This window comes from Streptosporangium sp. CA-115845, assembly GCF_050943795.1.
Classification (GTDB): Bacteria; Actinomycetota; Actinomycetes; order Streptosporangiales; family Streptosporangiaceae; genus Streptosporangium.
Genome location: NZ_CP191988.1, coordinates 3,960,231 through 3,975,030, shown reverse-complemented (window position 1 = coordinate 3,975,030; position 14,800 = coordinate 3,960,231). Strand labels below are relative to the sequence as shown.

The following is a 14,800-nucleotide window of genomic DNA, read 5'->3' as shown; positions in this document are numbered from 1 at the left end:
TAGGAATCTATGTATATGATAGCAATCGGCTTGGGTGGGAATTGCTGAGTTTTCACAGCCCCTCCCCGAGCGGTGCGGCGGCCCGTCTACGCGCCGGCGGCCTCCTCGCACGCCTCGCCGCGTGCCTCCCGGATCTTCGCGGCGATCAGCTTCCGTGCCTGCCCGGCGTTCAGCCCCTCCAGTTCGGCCCGTGTCACCTTCCCCTGCACCTCGTCGTAGGGCAGCGTGTCGGTGTGCATCCTGCCGTGGGCGAGTTCCTGGCACTGGGCGGCGGTCCACACCGGGATCCCCTTCGCCACCCAGTAGTGCGACCACGGGATGCTCACACTCTTGGAGTTGGCCCGCACCACTTCGACCGCCGTCTCGTGGCAGATCACATAGTCGCCCTTGTCGAAGTCGGCGCGTGACCACACCTTCACGCCGTTCTCCTGCGCCTGGGCGATGACGTCCCGCCAGTAGCTGATCTCGTCGTCGAGCTGGGCGACGTCCGCCTCCAGCCTGGCCTTGTAGTCCCCGGACGGTCTCACCCGGCAGTCCCGGTAGCCGTCGTCGTAGGTGCGGGTCACCTGCGCCCCTTCGGGCAGGTCAGCGCCTGGGCTGATCGTCTTCTCCCAGCCGTCTTCCAGGGTGCGGGTGAGACGCCGCCGGTTGGCTTCCAGCTTGGCGAGGCGCCGCAGCGTCGTCCCCGGGTTCGTGCGGTGCTGCTGGTAGTGCTCGGCGGCCTGGGCGCGGCCCTCCCAGTACTTGCCGCGCCTGACCTCCTCGTGGCCGCGGCCTTCCTTGACGTGCCGGCGTTCCTGCGCGCGCACCGACCGGTTGTAGCTGGGGTGGCCGATCAGGTGCGGCTGGCCGAGCGGAATATGGGACAGCTCCTCGGCCACCTGCTTCAGCATGCCTTCGCCGCGGGCCACCGCGGTGTCGGCCCGGCTGCTGTAGCGGTCGGCGCGGTCTTCGGCCCGCGCGACCCGGTCGGCTTCGGCGTCGGCGAACGACGGGCCGAGGGTGACGTCGTCGATGTCGACGTCGACCGTGTATCCGGCGTCGCGCAGCGCTTCCGCCGCAGCGTCGATCACCCATCTTTTCGCGGCCTTGCCGCGGGACTGCTGGATGCCGAGCTGGCCGAGAGAGCGGAAGGACCGGAAGCCATGGCCGCGGACGATCTCGAACACTCCGTCGCCTTTCGTTGACCCTTCGATCAGAGTGCCTTCGGCCCGGCTGTGAACGATACGGATCGTTTTCATCGGTGCTGCTCCTTACGGGGTATGGGGATCATGAACCGGAGGATGCGGTTGACCAGGGGGCGTAGCAGGGCGGCGGAGGGGGGCGGCGCGGGCAGGCTGGAGTCGGACAGGTCGTAGTAGCCGCGGGACGGCCCGAGGTTCAGCAGCCTTTCCAGGTGGAGTGCCGCCGTGTAGCGGGGCTGGCACAGCAGTGCGATGCGCAGCGCGTGCCGGGCGGTGTCTTCGTCGCCGGCGAGCGCGGAGGCGCACCCGGACAGGAACATGGCGGGCGCGCCGAACAGCGGGGTGGCGGCCACGGCGACGTCGGCCCACAGGAGGGCGCGGGAGGCGGCGTTGCCGGGGTTGATGTCGCACCAGGCACGGTCACGCAACCAGATGACGTGCAGCGCGACGCCCAGTTTGGCCTTGTCGAAGTCGGGCAGCGCGGGCGCCGCATCCTCCCCGGCGTACAGGCCGTCCAGGAGTCGGCGGCCGGCGACGATGAATTGCCGCGGGTAGTCGGGGCGGGTGCCGTTGGCGGTGAACCGGTGCAGAACGTCGCGGCAGTGGGCGTTCAAGGCGGACAGGTCGGTGCGCATGACGGATGCTCCTGTTCTTCGGGAGGTGGCGCGCCTCCCAGAGGGTTAGGGGTGCAGGACGTCGGTCACGGTGGAGTTGCGGTCGCACGGCCCGCACCAGCGGCCCATGCCGGGCACCCAGCCCAGGTCCCGTCGCGGGTCGACGCCCTCCCACGTGCTGTGGTCGGCGCGGTGGCCGCAGTCGAGCACGAGGGTGAAGGCGGAGGTGGTGAGGGCGGTCATCGCGGCTCCTTCGGGGCGGGCGGGTCGGACGGAGGGGCCGAGAGCGGGAGGCCGGCCGGCCTCCCGCTCTCGGCCCGCTACACGAGCTTCTCCAGCTCCTCGGGGCTCAGCCTCAGCAGGCGGCTGGCCTCGCGCACGCACTCCACCTGCCACTCCGTGGCGCGCGGGGCGGCCTCCGCCTTCTCCAGCGCGTCGGTGACGAAGCCGACGACCACGCCGAAGGGGACGTTCTCGTGGAGGCGCTTGGCCTGCTCGACGATCACGACGTACGCGGAGTTGACGTACAGGCGGTCGGTCAGGTTCTTGGGGAGGGTGTCGAGAAGCTTCATGGGAGCCCTTCCTGGGTGGTGGTAGCCGCTTTTCCTTATATCTAAATCATAGGATTCTACGACTTTGATAGCAAACGGGTTGGTGGGAAATCGCGGAAAAGATTTCGCGGGACCATCAGGGGGCGGCGGGCCGCGGGAGACTCACACCGGCCCGGACCTACCCGAACAGGGCCAGCTGGCGGGGCCGGCTGCGGTGCCAGGCGTGAGTGCGGATCGTGCAGCCGTCCTGGCCGGTCGGGATGACCGCCAGCACGCTGCGAACGTTGGCGCCGGACGGTTTGAACGCGTCCTCCGGCAGCGGCAGGAGTTCGCCGCCGTTGCCGTCGACGAGCGCACGGAACTCCTTGCTGACCCGGTCGGTGTGCCAGGTGACGTTCTCGGGCAGCACCGCCACGAGCAGCGCGTCCTCACCGAGGAAGCCGAACGCATGGCCGACGTGGGCGAGCGCGTTGTGAAACGGCGGGTTCATCAGCACCCGCTGGAACCCTTCGGCGTAGTCGAGCGGCTTGACGCACGTCAGGAAGTCGCCTTCGTGGACCAGGCGCGCGTACCCGCCGGCGTGCAGGACGGCGGCGCGGCGCTCGTCGAGCTCCACGACGTCGACGACGGCGCCGCGTCCGGCGGCGGGCCCGGCGACGGCGCCGGTTCCCGCCGACGGCTCCAGCACCGTCATGCCGGGCCGCAGGCCGGCGTGCTCCAGCATTTCGTGCACCACGGCGGGCGGCGTCGGAAACCAGCCGAGGTCACGGTCGGAGACGAACTCCCCGGCCAGCAGCGCCTGCCGCATGAACTCCTCCACCTCGCGGTCGAAGACGTGCGCGCGGACCGCTTGGCGGCCGTCCCACCTGCCGCCCGCCGTCTTCAGCAGCTTGTTGACGCGCTCGTACAGGTTCTTGTCGAGTTCGAATGGGATCTGGACGCGGTCGCCGGCGATGACGGTCCGCGGGTCGGCCAGGACGCCCAGGACGTCGTCGGGGATCTTCACAGCGGTTTCCTTTCAGTCGAACAGGCTGGTCTGGACGGTGGCGGCGCGGGCGGGCGGCTGGGCGGGGGCGGCGCGTAGCACCGCCATGCAGTAGCCGCCGCCGGGCGCGTAGCCGGGCACGTGCCGGGTGGCGCCCGGGGTGCGGTACTCGCGGACAGGCCCCATGCGGTCGAACCAGCCGGGCGGGTAGGCGGCGCGGGCCGCCTCCTCCCAGCGGGCCAGCGGCTTGCCCTGGTAGGGGCGGTGATCCATGACGGGCAGGTCGCGCCAGCCGGGGTAGGCGTGGTCGCAGCCGTCCTCGGCGGCGCGGTTCTCGCGGGAGCGGGCGGGTCCGGTGTGGCCGCAGCCGCCGCAGTAGGAGTGGTAGCGCAGGTGGAACGGCTCCTCCTCGGTGGGCTCCATCGGCACGTCGTCGGGCCGGTACTGCCAGGTGACGGTGACCCGGCAGTGGCCGGGCGGGCCCTTGCCCGGGTCGGGGTGGGTGATCGCGGTCGTCGGCTGGGTCGTGGCGGGCACGGCCTGCCCCCTTTCGTGAGGTGCGGGCGCGGCGGGCGGTGGGCGGTGGTTACGTGAGCTGGGCGGCGAGGACGGCTCGCGCCCTGTCGTAGGCGGAGGTTCTGCGCTGCTCCTGCTCGCAGCCGTCGCAAAGGTCGAACCAGTTGGGGCAGTGGCTGTTGATGCCGCGGCCGACGGCTTCGGCGGCCTCGTCGATGGAGGCGGCGAGGAGTTGCGCCTTCTCGGCGGGCAGCCGCAGAGCGGGGCGGGAATCGTCCGCGTCGCACAGCAGGCGGTCGACCGTGGCGCGGAGGCTCTGGTAGGCGCGGCGGCGTAGCTCCTGGGCGCAGCCGGTGCACGAGTCGTTGTCGTGGGTCTTCGGGTCGTGCCGTTTCCAGGCGGGGGTGCGCAGCTGTCGTTCCGCGACGTCCATCGCGTCGAGCAGCACGTTCCACGTGCCGGCGGGTGCGGCCACGACGATCTCGGCGGGGGCGGGCATGGTTCCTCCAGGGCGGTCACACACAACGAACCTCCTTATCTGAATCGCAGTTTTCTATGATTCAGATAGCTGCTTGGCCGGGCGGGGGTGCTCGCGGGAAGGAGCGTTCCGCCCGGCCGGGCGGGGTCAGCGGCGGCCACGGGAGCGGGCGCGGGTGCCGCGCGGCTTGCGCGGCCTGCGGAGCCGCAGGGTGAGGCGGGCTTGCAGGGCGCGGTAGGCGCGGGCCAGGCAGCGCTGCTCGGCGCAGTCGTCGCACGGGTCGTTGTGGCGGCAGTTGAGGCAGACGCAGTCGGCCGCCTGGTCGGCGCCGACCCCCAGGCCGCTGATGATCTCCTGCCAGGAGCGGGCGTCGAAGGCGAGCGCGACCGGGCGGGGTCCGGCGTCGAGCAGTTCGGTGATCTCGGCGCGGTAGTCGCGGTAGCGGTAGGCGCGGTCGAACTGCTCGGCGCAGTCGGCGCAGATGCCGTACTCGCCGGCGCCGGGGCACCAGCACCAGCCGGCGTTGTCGATGCGGTCGGAGGCGTCGCCCAGGGCGTCGGCCAGGAGGTCCGTCAGGTCGTTCGGCAAAACGATGGTGACCTTCGGGGCGGGGGCGCGGACTGCGATCACGCTTGCTCCTCTTGTGGGGTAAAACCAAATCTCTATATCAAAATCATATGATACTATCCTTTTGATAGTACAGTGTTTTTGCGGGTGGATCGCCGGAAAGTCACCGCCTGGTGCGGGACCGTCAGCGGCGGACGGCGCGGGCGCCGCGCCGTCCGCGTGGCCGCCGGCCGAGCTGCGCGGCGATCGCCGCACGGTCGCCGCGCAGCCTCTCCCACGCGTTCCACTCCTCCCCAGGGGCGGGAACGGCGCGGGTCATGTCGAACAGGTCATGCCCCCAGTCGCTGATCTGCTCGTCCAGCTCGGCGAGCTCGTCGCGCAGGAGCACGTGCTCGTGCGCGTCCGGTGTGCGGGCGCCTGCCCCGTGGGCCCGGCGGACGCGCCGGCCGACCCGGGTGGCCAGGGCGCGCAGGCGGCGGGCCTTCCAGGGGCTGGTGGCGCGGTACCCGTGCAGGGCGTCGGCGGCCATCTCCCAGGTGGCAGCCGAGAACACCAGACTGAAACGGCCGTTTCTGCCGCCGAGGGTGGCGCGGATCGCCTGCTCCATCTGCCGGTAGTCGTGGGAGCGGACCGGGCCAGCGTAGGTGGCGCAGTGGTCTCGGTCTTCGGCTTCGCAGTTCCAGGCGTGGTCGTAGAGCCGGTCGGCCGCGTCGGCGAGGCCGAGCAGCAGTAGTTCCCACTGGGGGCGGGGCAGGGTGACGGCGACCTTGACGGTGCGCGGTGTGAGCATGATGACGTCCCTCCAAAGAGCGATGGGGCTGGCTGCCTGCGGCTCCCGGGGGTGGACTTGCCTCCCGGGGGGCTGCGGGTTTACGAACGTGCTTCGCGCAGCTCGTGGTAGTCGGACCAGATGGCGAGGAGTTCCCCCTGGACGAGGGCGGCGGCCTTCGGGTCGGCCTGCTCGGCCGCCTTGCGGGTCCGCTTCTCGGCCCGGTCGGCGACGGTCAGCGCGTTCCGGTCGGTGTCGTACAGCTTCTCCGCCCGCTGGCGGCGCTCGGCCGCGCCGTAGAACCCCCTGCGCTTCTCGTCGTTTTCCACGGCGCACAGCCAGCCGGCGCGGCTGGACTCCTCGGCGCACTGGGCGGGCAGCGCGTTACGCCCCGCCCGCAGGTAGGCGTCGGCCTCCGCGTTGCCGGTGCTGACGAGACGGTCACGGATCATCATGTGAACCTCCAGGCGGGAGAAGGGAGTCGGACAGCTCAGACCGGGCGGGGGGTGCCGTCGCCGCCGCGCTCGACGCGCACCAGCGCCTCCAGGTGGTAGGTGGCGGTGAAGCCTTCGACTCCGGGCCAGGTGACGATGACGCAGGCGACGCCCTCGTTCGCGGTGTGGTCGTGGCCGACGACCTCGCCGACCGCGGTCCGGGCGTGCGGGGCCCCCTCCATGGCCGCGCGCATGGCGACCCGGCAGCCGACGGGCAGCGGGTGCGCCGGCGCCTTCAGGGAGAGGGGAAAAAGTCGAATTTTCATATCTTGATCATATCGATCTATGCTTTTGATAGTAAAGGGTTGGTGGGGGTGAATCGCAGGGAAAAACCAGCTCCGCCGCCGCGGCGGCCGACTTCTTCACCCCCGCCAAGGGGCCTACTCGTCGTCGTCGGGCGGGACCGGCGCCCGCACCAGGAGGCCGCCACAGCAGCCGCAGCGCAGGTCCTCATCGTCGAAGCACAGGTCGACCGTCCACGGCTGCACATCACCGACGTGCAGCCCGGCGTCGGCCCGCTCCTGCGCCTGACCGTGCGGCAGGCACCGGGTCGCGCACACCACCCGCCCGTCGCCGAGCTGGTAGGCGAGCGGCTCCAGACCGCAGGGCCATGCCGCGTCCTGGCTGGGCGGCGGGACCGCGCCGCGCAGCGCGGCGGCCAGCCGCGCCCGCCCGCCGGGCAGCCCCCCGGCCCCCGGCGTGCCGAGCCGCCGGCGGACGGCTTCGCAGTACGCCATGAGCGCCGGCCGATCCCCCAGGTGGCGCGGCCGGCGCATCCCCAGGTCGACGCCGAGGTGCGCGGCGAGGATCTCCGCCGCGGACAGGGCGACACCGGCCTGGGCGGCCTCCTCGCCGGTGAGCTCCCGCGGGAACGGCGACGCCCACAGGCGGGCGCGCACACCGGCGGCGCGGGCGAGGGCCCCCAGCAGGAGGCCGCCGTCGTCGGGCAGGGCGGTGCGGGCCGGTTCAGCGGCCAGGAGGCGGGCCGCTTCGAGCAGCACCGCGTACGGGCAAACAGGGGGCGAACTGGTCATGGCTGTGACCTCCTGGGAAGCGGGGCCGGGTGGGAAGGAGGGGGCTGCGGTGCGAACGGGTCTGAGAAGCGCTGTGAGCGGCTGGTCCGGCAGGTGGCCGGGGCGGCGTCGCGAAGCCGGTCGAGGCGGGCGATGACGTGGGCCGGCGGGTCGAGTTCGTGTTCGTGGACGGCGCGGCGGCCGGCGACGCACTGTGCGGCGTCGCAGGTGTTCAGCTCATACCGGCGGGGTCCGGCCCAGGCCAGGGCACGGGCGCGGGCACGGCACCAGGTGCAGGCGCGCACCGTTTCCGTGCGGGCCACCGGGCTGATCGTGATGGGCAGGCCCCATCCGCGGGCGGCGCGCAGCAAACTGGCCAGCCTGCTGTTGCCCAGCCCGTCGACGGGCAAAGTCCATTCCTCGCCGAGGTAGCGCACCCGGTGAAAGCGGCGGGTCTGCTGGATGGTGATTGCCATGTCGCCTTCCTCCACACCCTCCACGGTCATATCCCAACCACAGAGGCGTATGGGTTTGATAGCAGTTTGGGGGTTCGGGTGCCGGGGCGCCCCGGGGGGCGGCCGCGACGGTTTCCCCGGCGGCGCCCCTCAGTGCGCCGCCGGGTAGTTGGCGAACGTTCGGGTCACTCCGCGTTCCGGCAGCAGGAGCTCGTTCCCGGGGGCGGCCGGCCGCCTTCGGTGAGGCCGGCGAGGACTGCGGGGCCGGTCTCGCCGGACACCTTGAGCCCGGCCATGGACGGCCCGGGCGCCCCGGCCCCGCCCGGCAGGAAGCCGCGGTTGAACGCGCCTGCTCGGGCGGGGGGGCCGGGGCGGGTCAGCTGGCGGCCAGGCCGAAGAAGAACCAGCCGATGCGGGCGCCGGCCTCGTTGTGGATGGCCCAGGCGGCGCATTCGTCGCGGCGCCTGATGCGCGGGTCGTCGAGCCGGTCGAGGAAGGTCTGGGATGCTTCGGCAAGGGTGACCGGGGGGGCGTCGAGGACGAAGTAGCCGTCGGTGGTGGAGATGCTGCCGTTGTAGGGGTCGTGGCCGTACTCGCTGATGGCCGCGTCGATGGCCTCCTGGTAGGCGGCCTCCACGTCGAGCGTTGCGATGTAGTCGGTGAAGGGGTGGGCGCCCATGATGACCTCCAGGTGAAAAACCCGATTTCTTATATCAAAATCATAGCAAACGTTGATCTTGATAGGCGAGTTTTGCTGTGTTTGAGCTGGGAGAACGCGCTCCGGCGCGTCGCCGCCCGCCCGGCGTCGCCTGCCAGGCGGGCGGCGCAGGTCAGCTCGCCAGACGGATCGGCATGACCAGGTGCTCGTAGCCGGGGACCTGCTGGCCGTCCTCGGTGACGCCGACGAGGACGGCGGGGCTGACGTCGTCGTTCATCTTGAGCCTGACTGTGGCCGCCCCGGACGCGCCGACCCCGTCCAGCAGGAAGGCGCGGTTGAACGCGATCGTCATCGGCTCGCCGCTCCACTTCACCGCCAGCGACTCCACCCCTTGCGCTTCGTCACCGGTGCCGGCCTCGATGGTGACCTGGTCGCCGTCGAAGCGGAGCCGGACCGGGGTGTCACGTTCGGCAACCAGTCCGATCCGCTTGACCGCTTCGACGAACGGGCCGGCCGGCAGGTCGGCGTGCGCGGTGAAGCTGTCGGGCAGCAGCGACCGGTACTTGGGGAACTCCGGGTCCAGGAGGCGGATCGTGGTGCGGCGGCCGCCGCCGGACAGGCCCACCAGTCCTCCGCCGTGCGTCGCGTCGCCCGACAGTGAGACCTCCACCTCCCCGACGGTGGCGAACGCCTTGGCGGCGGCTGCCAGTGTCTTCGACGGGACCACCGCCGTGGCGGCGCAGTCCGGGGCCTGCGGCCGCCAGGCGAGTTCGTCGACCGCCAGCCGGTACCGGTCGGTGGCGGCCATCGTGATCGTCTCGCCGGTGAAGTCCAGGTGGACGCCTTCCAGCATCGGCAGCGTGTCGTCGCGGCCCGCCGCGATGACCGTGCGGGCCGCTTCGGCGGCGAACACGGCCCCGCTGACGCGCCCCACCGTGGGCGGCATCTCCGGCAGCGTCGGATAGTCCTCGACCGGCATGGTCAGCAGGGTGAACCGGGCCGCCCCGCACACCATCACCAGTTTGGTGCCGTTCACGGTGACGTCGATCGGCTCGGCCGGCAGGGCGCGTGCGATCTCGGCGAGGACCTGGCCGGGCAGCAGCAGCTGCGCGGCGCCGTCGAAGACGGCGTCGATGGTGGCCTCGGAGGACACCTCGTAGTCGAACGCGGACAGGCGCAGCTCGCCGTCGGCCAGGTCCAGGCGGATGCCCGCCAGCACGGGAACGGAGGGGCGAGAGGGCAGGGACCGTGCGGTCCAGGCGACGGCGCGGGCGAACTCGTCGCGGTCGACGCGGAAGCCGGTGAACACCGCGGGCGCGGCCTGCTTCTGCGCGGCGGGCTGCGCCTTGGCCTTCTTTCCGGCCGCGGCCTTGGGGGCGGCCGCGCGCTTGGCGCGAGCCTTGCCCTGGGGCTTGTTCTCGGTCGTGGCGGACATGCGAACTCCTTCGGTGAGGAAGCGATCAGAGCGGGCGGAAGGGGTGGCCGCCGGGGCGGCCACCGCTGGTTACGGGAGGACCTTCCAGGTCCCGGCGGGCAGCTTGGCGGTCTGCCCGGAGTACAGGCCGACCAGGTTGATCACGGTGCCGCCGGCGCCCTCGAAGAACCAGTTGCCCTCGCCGCGGGGCTTGGCGCCGTGGCTGAGCTCGAAGGGCTCGGTGTTGATCTGGGCGCGCATGGCGACTCCTTGGAAGTGGCGACAACTACCCCGCTTATATCTAAATCATATTAAACTATATTTTTGATAGTACAGTGGCTGGGTGCCGGCCAGCAGAAATATCGGCTGGATGTCCGGCACCCTTCCCGACCCGCCAGGGCCGGCGCTCACCAAGTCACCGCCGGGGCGGCCCGGCCTCCTTCGCGATGCGCACATACCCGTACTCGACCCGCCTGCCCGGAACCGTCTTGCTCGCCGCGGTGACGGTGACCAGCTCGACGCGGCCCTCGGCGACCAGCTCGTGCAGCGACGGCGCGTCCCGCAGGGGAAGCCAGCCGACCGGCAGCCCAGGCCATCCGGCCCGGACGACCACCTCGCGCTCGCGGTGGATCGCGGCCATGACCGCCGCCTTGCTCTCCTCGTTCGCCGGGTTGAACTCGAACCCCGATCCGCCGCCCGGGGCGGGCGCCGGCTCGGCACGCTCACAGCGCTCGGCCTGGCGGACCTTCTCGATCAGCGAGATCAGCTCCTTCGACTTGCCCTTCCAGGCGAGGTCGCAGATGAGCTGGTGCTCGTCCGGGGAGGGCTCGATGCCGTCGAGTGCTTGGCGCACCTCTTCGCGGCGGGCCTGGGCGATGCGGGCGGCGGCCTCGTCGAAGTCAATCGGATTCATGGTGGCCTCTCTTTACGGGGAGCCGGTCAGGCGGCGATGTGGGCGAGGCGGGAGCCGAGCTCCTCGCGCAGGGGCATCGTGTCGGGGTCGGCCTCCTCTTCGAGGTCGGCGAGCATCTCCTCAAGCGCCTCCTGCTCGCTGACGGCGCCGAGCGGGTCGGCCGTCTCGGGGCCGCACAGGAGCAGGTCCGACAGCCGCGACAGGCGGCTGGTTCCGCCGTCGGACCGGATGTGGCCGATGTCGCTCGCGACGCAGACCTCCTCCAGGATGAACCGCTCGCCGGGGCGGCCGGCCCAGTGGACGTGGTCGAGGCCGGGGGCGCTACAGATGACCGTCATGGGATACGACTCCTTCGTGCTCGCTTGAGGTGAGGGCGGATGGTCTTCGGGGGCGAGGGCGGGAGGCCAGAGGGCTTCCCGCCCTCGCCGGCTAGACGAGCTGCTCCAGCTCGTCCGGGTCGGCGGCCAGGAGGCGGTTGGCCTCGCGCGCGCTGGCCACCTTCCACTCCAGGAGGCGGGGGTTGTCGCCTGCGGCGGCCAGGCCCTGCTGGATGAAGGTGACGACCACCGCGTGGGGAACGCGCTCGTGGAGGCGCTCGGCCTGGGTGCGAAGCTCGGCGACGTCGGGGGCGAGGAGCTGGGTGCGCAGGTCGGCGGAGAGGGTGGCGACGAGGTCCACGAGGGTTCCCCTTTCGGAGGTGGTGAAGTGGTGAATTTCTATATCTAAATCATATCTTCTTATGAATCTGATAGTACAGAGATGGGGTGGAGAAAACGGAAAAAATTGCGGGGAATTATGCGACTCGGAGGTGCAGGGATCGGCCGGCCCGGCGGCGAGGAACTCCCAGACCAGGGGGCTATACGTGCGGACGGCGTCCGGTTGTTCGTTGCCCGGCTCGACAGCGATGCTCTCCCAGATTCACCCCCGGCCGCGGCGGCCACCGCCGCGGGCTCGGCGCGCCCGGGTCGGCCCGGGCGAACCCGGCGGCCTCCTGCCGCCGGACCACGATCGTGGCGAATATCAGACGTTCACCTCCAGCGGGGACTCCTCAAGCCAGGCGCGGACGGTGACCCGGGCGCCCAGGTGCCAGCCGGTCGCACGGTACTCGCCGCCGTGGCCGGGCAGTCTCTCCCACGACGGGGTGACGCCCAGGCGGCGCGCCCACTCGTCGACCGCGTCGACCCGGCTGGCCGGGTCTCCGTCGTCGCGGACGCCGAGCAGGGAGCCCGCCGCGTGCTCCGCGGCCTGCACGTGCCACAGCAGGGCGGGGAGTTCCTCGGCGAGCAGGTCGGCCAGGGCGAGCGCGGCGCGGCCCTGACGGCGGTGGGCACGCGCCGGCAGGCAGGTCGTGCTGATGATCATCGCTTTTCTCCTTCGGTGACGGTGCGGGAGGTGAGGCGGTGCGGCAGCCGGAGCCACTGCGCCCGGGAGACGCAGGAGACGGCCTCGCCGGGACGCACGTGCAGGATTCCAGTGCTCGGCTCGCCGGGGGCGACCGCCACGGCGGCCTCCCAGCGGATTCGCCAGGAGCCGCCGCCGAAGTGCTTCGTGGCGCGCACGAAGCCGTACACGTCGTTGGCGGCGAGGATCTCTGAGGCGGTGACGCGGATGATGTGGTGGCGGGTCAGCGCCTCGGGCGCGACGGGGTGCAGGTCGGGCAGGACGACGCTCACACGGCCCTCCCGTGGGTCAGGGCGAACAGGTCGAGCTGGGCGGTGCGGGAGGCAGGCCGGTCGGATCGGTCGGGCAGCACCGCGGAGGGGTCGAGCGTCGGGGAGTGCGGGGAGGCGTGGTGCACGCAGCAGGTGCCCAGGTGGTACTGGCAGGCGTCGATGATGCGGCCTCCGGAGCGGCGCGCGGTGTACCAGCCGCTGTTGTGGGTGGCGGCCCGCGTACGGGCCTCCTCGACGGTGTCGGCGTTGACGTACAAGCGCATGGTGCAGCCGCCCGCCTCGCAGTCCAGGACGACGCTGGAGACCTTGCCCGCCGCCGTGTCCGGGTACAGGACGGCCAGCAGGGCGCGGGCCGAGGCGACGCTGTCGACGGCGAACCCGCGGTCGTCGTCGCATCGCAGCAGCTGGGGGTGTTCGGGGCACGACAGGAAGATGTGCGCGGTCATCGCTGGGCCTCTGTGGCGGCGAGGCCGGCCACCCGCTGCGCGCCGACCCTCACGACGCACACGGCGATCGCGGTGGCGCTGGATTCGGGCCAGCCCTTGGAGAGCGCTTCGGCCTTAACGTCCGTTGTGGCCTTCACCGTGGTGTCTTTGACGTCCATGCCGACCAGGACGTGCCGGCCAATCTGGGTGAGGGCGCGGCACTTGAGGCTGCGCTGTCGGGTCTTCGTCTCGGTGCGCTTCGGAGTCTGGTTCACGACCTGTCCTCTTTCTGGGAGCGGGAGGGGGCGGGCGGCCCCCTCCCGGGCGATCAGGTGAGGCGGGCGAGCCGCTCGGCGAGGTCGGCCTGGGCGGCGAGCTGGTAGGGGCTGAGCGACTTTTGGGCCTGCAGCTGGGCGGCCAGGGCTCGCATGGTGGTGGCGTCCTCGCCCTCGATCGCGTTGGCGAGGTCGAGCATGTAGTGGCCAACCCTGGTGATCGCGATGGTTCGCGCCTCGTCGAGCTCTCCCCGGTTTCCCTGGCCTCTGACGTACAGCCTCCACATCAGGTCGAAGTGGCAGAGCGCGGTGCGCACGTCCTCCTCGCGCTTGATGGTGCGCTGGTTGCTGGTCATGGCTGCGACGGTCACGGCGTCCTCCGGGAGTGGCTGCGAAGCGTTTTCTTATATCTAAATCATAGCAATCTACTATTCTGATAGCACAAAGGTTGTGGTGATTTACCTGCGGAAATACGCCCGCGCACGGGTCGCCATCAGATGAGGCAGACGGCCAGCACGTAGTAGCTGACAGGCTCCAGGAACGTCCCGGCGGGGGCGGTGACCCGGTCGCCGGCGTGGTAGGCCCACTCCTCGGGGCCTTCCTCCCAGACGATGGTCCACTGGCGGTCGTCGAACCCCTCTTCCATCAGGTGGGGTCCGTAGCCGGGGTGGGCCTTGAACTCGGCGGCGATGTCGGCGACGAGCCGCTCGATCTCTTCGCGGGCGCACACGTAGGTTCCGGTGGCGAAGTCCATGACGTCCTTCCGATCGTTTGAGGTGGGAGGGAGGCGAGGGCGGGCCGCAGCCCGCCCTGGTGGCCGTCAGGCGGCCCGGACCTTCACGGCGAGGTCGAGGAAGGCGCCGGCGGTCCCGTCGGCGCCCATGCGGGTGACGAAGGCGCTCTCGTCATCGGCGAGGTCCACCCCCCGCAGGGCCTCCGGGAGGCCGTTGACGACCCGCCCCTCGAAGATCAGCTTGTGGGTCAGGTTGAGGAACGTGGTGGGCGCGTTGAGGCGGACGAGGTAGTCGATGAAGGCCCAGTTCTCGCGGGTCAGAGCGTGGGAGCCGAGAGCGGCGTAGAGGGCGTGGATGCTCTCGACCAGGGTGGGGGCGGCGGCCTTGGCGCTCATGCTTCGCTCCGTGGGGTAGTGAGTTTTTGTTATATCAATCACATACCCAACTATACTTTTGATATCCCTTGGAGCTGCGAGGAATTTTCAGGAAAATCGCAGGCTGGCACCCCACAAGGAAGATCACTTACAGTGGGTGCCCCCGGCGCGCCGGGGGCTCCGCGCGGGGTGACGGCTACCCAGGCCTGGCATCCTCTCGCACCGTGAAGATGCGCTTCTCCTCCAGCATCGGCTTGTACTTGGCGATCGCGTTCGGCTCTTTCATGCCGACTGCCTCAGCGATCACCCCCCACGTGACGCCCACGCTGCGGGCGCCGGCCACCTCCCGCACCTCGTCACGTTCGGCGTCGGCGAGCGCCCGGTGGGCGCGCCGCACGGCGACCAGCGCCGGCGTCACCGGATCCGCCTCGTTCTCCCACCGCTGCTCCGGCTCCCGCTCGTCAAGGGACGGCTTGAACTTGCGGATCGCGTTGGGCTGCGCGATCCCCAGCTCGTCGGCGATCCCCTGCCACGACGCTTTGACGTGCCGCGCGTCCACCACAGACTGCACCACGCCGTCCCTGGCCTCGCCCAGGTGTTCGTGCGCCGCCTGGAGGGCGGCCGCCGCTGCCGCCTTCTTCTTCTCTTCCACACTCTTCTTCTCATCCACGCTCATAGCAAAAGCATCACATGCTATGTAGTTGATAG

General features: G+C 70.8%; 27 protein-coding genes. All 27 read right to left on the bottom strand.

What is annotated here, in order from left to right:
• Positions 1–86: 86 nt before the first annotated feature.
• Positions 87–1,241: a DUF3560 domain-containing protein gene (locus tag ACQP0P_RS20380; protein WP_433379228.1), complete on the bottom strand. Its 1,155-nt coding sequence runs from the start codon at positions 1,239–1,241 to the stop codon at positions 87–89.
• Positions 1,238–1,819 carry a DUF4192 family protein gene (locus ACQP0P_RS20375; protein ID WP_433379225.1) on the bottom strand — a complete coding sequence of 194 codons (582 nt, stop codon included), beginning with the start codon at positions 1,817–1,819 and terminating at the stop codon, positions 1,238–1,240. The genes ACQP0P_RS20380 and ACQP0P_RS20375 overlap by 4 nt, the downstream gene beginning before the upstream one ends.
• 45 nt (positions 1,820–1,864) lie before the next feature.
• A complete protein-coding gene (locus ACQP0P_RS20370; RefSeq protein ID WP_433379222.1) occupies positions 1,865–2,041 on the bottom strand; it encodes a hypothetical protein in 177 nt (58 codons plus the stop codon).
• 77 nt (positions 2,042–2,118) lie between these two features.
• On the bottom strand, positions 2,119–2,370 hold the full coding sequence (locus ACQP0P_RS20365; RefSeq protein ID WP_433379219.1) for a hypothetical protein: 252 nt from the start codon (positions 2,368–2,370) through the stop codon (positions 2,119–2,121).
• Positions 2,371–2,527: 157 nt separating this feature from the next.
• Entirely contained in the window at positions 2,528–3,355 is an 828-nt protein-coding gene (locus tag ACQP0P_RS20360) for a hypothetical protein (protein WP_433379216.1), read from the bottom strand.
• Positions 3,356–3,367: 12 nt separating this feature from the next.
• Positions 3,368–3,871, bottom strand: coding sequence for a DUF6349 family protein (locus ACQP0P_RS20355; protein ID WP_433379213.1), 504 nt, complete (start codon positions 3,869–3,871; stop codon positions 3,368–3,370).
• A 49-nt stretch (positions 3,872–3,920) separates the two neighbouring features.
• Positions 3,921–4,349, bottom strand: coding sequence for a hypothetical protein (locus ACQP0P_RS20350; RefSeq protein WP_433379210.1), 429 nt, complete (start codon positions 4,347–4,349; stop codon positions 3,921–3,923).
• Positions 4,350–4,475: 126 nt separating this feature from the next.
• Positions 4,476–4,958, bottom strand: coding sequence for a hypothetical protein (locus ACQP0P_RS20345; protein WP_433379207.1), 483 nt, complete (start codon positions 4,956–4,958; stop codon positions 4,476–4,478).
• Positions 4,959–5,079: 121 nt separating this feature from the next.
• Positions 5,080–5,685: a hypothetical protein gene (locus ACQP0P_RS20340; protein ID WP_433379204.1), complete on the bottom strand. Its 606-nt coding sequence runs from the start codon at positions 5,683–5,685 to the stop codon at positions 5,080–5,082.
• An 80-nt stretch (positions 5,686–5,765) separates the two neighbouring features.
• Positions 5,766–6,119 (bottom strand): hypothetical protein, encoded by a 354-nt coding sequence (locus ACQP0P_RS20335; RefSeq protein ID WP_433379201.1) that lies wholly within the window; start codon positions 6,117–6,119, stop codon positions 5,766–5,768.
• A 35-nt stretch (positions 6,120–6,154) separates the two neighbouring features.
• Positions 6,155–6,424: a hypothetical protein gene (locus ACQP0P_RS20330; RefSeq protein ID WP_433379198.1), complete on the bottom strand. Its 270-nt coding sequence runs from the start codon at positions 6,422–6,424 to the stop codon at positions 6,155–6,157.
• Positions 6,425–6,538: 114 nt separating this feature from the next.
• Positions 6,539–7,192 (bottom strand): hypothetical protein, encoded by a 654-nt coding sequence (locus ACQP0P_RS20325; protein WP_433379196.1) that lies wholly within the window; start codon positions 7,190–7,192, stop codon positions 6,539–6,541.
• Entirely contained in the window at positions 7,189–7,647 is a 459-nt protein-coding gene (locus ACQP0P_RS20320; RefSeq protein ID WP_433379193.1) for a hypothetical protein, read from the bottom strand. Before ACQP0P_RS20320 ends, ACQP0P_RS20325 begins: the two co-directional genes overlap by 4 nt.
• A 355-nt stretch (positions 7,648–8,002) precedes the next feature.
• Positions 8,003–8,305 (bottom strand): hypothetical protein, encoded by a 303-nt coding sequence (locus ACQP0P_RS20315; protein ID WP_433379190.1) that lies wholly within the window; start codon positions 8,303–8,305, stop codon positions 8,003–8,005.
• 151 nt (positions 8,306–8,456) lie between these two features.
• Positions 8,457–9,719, bottom strand: a complete 1,263-nt coding sequence (dnaN, locus tag ACQP0P_RS20310; protein WP_433379187.1) for a DNA polymerase III subunit beta — start codon at positions 9,717–9,719, stop codon at positions 8,457–8,459.
• Positions 9,720–9,788: 69 nt separating this feature from the next.
• Positions 9,789–9,959 carry a hypothetical protein gene (locus ACQP0P_RS20305; protein ID WP_433379184.1) on the bottom strand — a complete coding sequence of 57 codons (171 nt, stop codon included), beginning with the start codon at positions 9,957–9,959 and terminating at the stop codon, positions 9,789–9,791.
• Positions 9,960–10,113: 154 nt separating this feature from the next.
• Positions 10,114–10,611 carry a hypothetical protein gene (locus ACQP0P_RS20300; RefSeq protein WP_433379181.1) on the bottom strand — a complete coding sequence of 166 codons (498 nt, stop codon included), beginning with the start codon at positions 10,609–10,611 and terminating at the stop codon, positions 10,114–10,116.
• A gap of 26 nt (positions 10,612–10,637) precedes the next feature.
• On the bottom strand, positions 10,638–10,949 hold the full coding sequence (locus ACQP0P_RS20295) for a hypothetical protein (protein ID WP_433379178.1): 312 nt from the start codon (positions 10,947–10,949) through the stop codon (positions 10,638–10,640).
• Positions 10,950–11,040: 91 nt separating this feature from the next.
• Positions 11,041–11,289: a hypothetical protein gene (locus tag ACQP0P_RS20290; protein ID WP_433379175.1), complete on the bottom strand. Its 249-nt coding sequence runs from the start codon at positions 11,287–11,289 to the stop codon at positions 11,041–11,043.
• A 342-nt stretch (positions 11,290–11,631) separates the two neighbouring features.
• Entirely contained in the window at positions 11,632–11,973 is a 342-nt protein-coding gene (locus ACQP0P_RS20285; protein WP_433379172.1) for a hypothetical protein, read from the bottom strand.
• Positions 11,970–12,284: a hypothetical protein gene (locus tag ACQP0P_RS20280; protein WP_433379169.1), complete on the bottom strand. Its 315-nt coding sequence runs from the start codon at positions 12,282–12,284 to the stop codon at positions 11,970–11,972. Before ACQP0P_RS20280 ends, ACQP0P_RS20285 begins: the two co-directional genes overlap by 4 nt.
• Positions 12,281–12,730, bottom strand: coding sequence for a hypothetical protein (locus tag ACQP0P_RS20275; protein ID WP_433379166.1), 450 nt, complete (start codon positions 12,728–12,730; stop codon positions 12,281–12,283). The genes ACQP0P_RS20280 and ACQP0P_RS20275 overlap by 4 nt, the downstream gene beginning before the upstream one ends.
• Positions 12,727–12,984, bottom strand: coding sequence for a hypothetical protein (locus ACQP0P_RS20270; RefSeq protein WP_433379163.1), 258 nt, complete (start codon positions 12,982–12,984; stop codon positions 12,727–12,729). The genes ACQP0P_RS20275 and ACQP0P_RS20270 overlap by 4 nt, the downstream gene beginning before the upstream one ends.
• Before the next feature lie 53 nt (positions 12,985–13,037).
• Positions 13,038–13,355 (bottom strand): hypothetical protein, encoded by a 318-nt coding sequence (locus ACQP0P_RS20265; RefSeq protein WP_433379160.1) that lies wholly within the window; start codon positions 13,353–13,355, stop codon positions 13,038–13,040.
• A gap of 122 nt (positions 13,356–13,477) precedes the next feature.
• Positions 13,478–13,738 (bottom strand): hypothetical protein, encoded by a 261-nt coding sequence (locus tag ACQP0P_RS20260; protein ID WP_433379157.1) that lies wholly within the window; start codon positions 13,736–13,738, stop codon positions 13,478–13,480.
• A 66-nt stretch (positions 13,739–13,804) separates the two neighbouring features.
• Positions 13,805–14,113 (bottom strand): hypothetical protein, encoded by a 309-nt coding sequence (locus ACQP0P_RS20255; RefSeq protein WP_433379154.1) that lies wholly within the window; start codon positions 14,111–14,113, stop codon positions 13,805–13,807.
• A 175-nt stretch (positions 14,114–14,288) separates the two neighbouring features.
• A complete protein-coding gene (locus tag ACQP0P_RS20250) occupies positions 14,289–14,768 on the bottom strand; it encodes a hypothetical protein (protein ID WP_433379152.1) in 480 nt (159 codons plus the stop codon).
• Positions 14,769–14,800: the final 32 nt, after the last annotated feature.

Bases quoted from the DNA above. Each gene is read 5' to 3' on its own strand.
- ACQP0P_RS20335 (WP_433379201.1), bottom strand. From the start codon at position 6,119: ATGATGATCCGTGACCGTCTCGTCAGCACCGGCAACGCGGAGGCCGAC.
- dnaN (WP_433379187.1), bottom strand. From the start codon at position 9,719: ATGTCCGCCACGACCGAGAACAAGCCCCAGGGCAAGGCTCGCGCCAAG.
- ACQP0P_RS20275 (WP_433379166.1), bottom strand. From the start codon at position 12,730: ATGACCGCGCACATCTTCCTGTCGTGCCCCGAACACCCCCAGCTGCTG.
- ACQP0P_RS20285 (WP_433379172.1), bottom strand. From the start codon at position 11,973: ATGATCATCAGCACGACCTGCCTGCCGGCGCGTGCCCACCGCCGTCAG.
- ACQP0P_RS20305 (WP_433379184.1), bottom strand. From the start codon at position 9,959: ATGCGCGCCCAGATCAACACCGAGCCCTTCGAGCTCAGCCACGGCGCC.
- ACQP0P_RS20375 (WP_433379225.1), bottom strand. From the start codon at position 1,819: ATGCGCACCGACCTGTCCGCCTTGAACGCCCACTGCCGCGACGTTCTG.
- ACQP0P_RS20330 (WP_433379198.1), bottom strand. From the start codon at position 6,424: ATGAAAATTCGACTTTTTCCCCTCTCCCTGAAGGCGCCGGCGCACCCG.
- ACQP0P_RS20380 (WP_433379228.1), bottom strand. From the start codon at position 1,241: ATGAAAACGATCCGTATCGTTCACAGCCGGGCCGAAGGCACTCTGATC.
- ACQP0P_RS20300 (WP_433379181.1), bottom strand. From the start codon at position 10,611: ATGAATCCGATTGACTTCGACGAGGCCGCCGCCCGCATCGCCCAGGCC.
- ACQP0P_RS20365 (WP_433379219.1), bottom strand. From the start codon at position 2,370: ATGAAGCTTCTCGACACCCTCCCCAAGAACCTGACCGACCGCCTGTAC.
- ACQP0P_RS20250 (WP_433379152.1), bottom strand. From the start codon at position 14,768: ATGAGCGTGGATGAGAAGAAGAGTGTGGAAGAGAAGAAGAAGGCGGCA.
- ACQP0P_RS20260 (WP_433379157.1), bottom strand. From the start codon at position 13,738: ATGGACTTCGCCACCGGAACCTACGTGTGCGCCCGCGAAGAGATCGAG.
- ACQP0P_RS20340 (WP_433379204.1), bottom strand. From the start codon at position 5,685: ATGCTCACACCGCGCACCGTCAAGGTCGCCGTCACCCTGCCCCGCCCC.
- ACQP0P_RS20255 (WP_433379154.1), bottom strand. From the start codon at position 14,113: ATGAGCGCCAAGGCCGCCGCCCCCACCCTGGTCGAGAGCATCCACGCC.
- ACQP0P_RS20325 (WP_433379196.1), bottom strand. From the start codon at position 7,192: ATGACCAGTTCGCCCCCTGTTTGCCCGTACGCGGTGCTGCTCGAAGCG.
- ACQP0P_RS20350 (WP_433379210.1), bottom strand. From the start codon at position 4,349: ATGCCCGCCCCCGCCGAGATCGTCGTGGCCGCACCCGCCGGCACGTGG.
- ACQP0P_RS20295 (WP_433379178.1), bottom strand. From the start codon at position 10,949: ATGACGGTCATCTGTAGCGCCCCCGGCCTCGACCACGTCCACTGGGCC.
- ACQP0P_RS20315 (WP_433379190.1), bottom strand. From the start codon at position 8,305: ATGGGCGCCCACCCCTTCACCGACTACATCGCAACGCTCGACGTGGAG.
- ACQP0P_RS20320 (WP_433379193.1), bottom strand. From the start codon at position 7,647: ATGGCAATCACCATCCAGCAGACCCGCCGCTTTCACCGGGTGCGCTAC.
- ACQP0P_RS20370 (WP_433379222.1), bottom strand. From the start codon at position 2,041: ATGACCGCCCTCACCACCTCCGCCTTCACCCTCGTGCTCGACTGCGGC.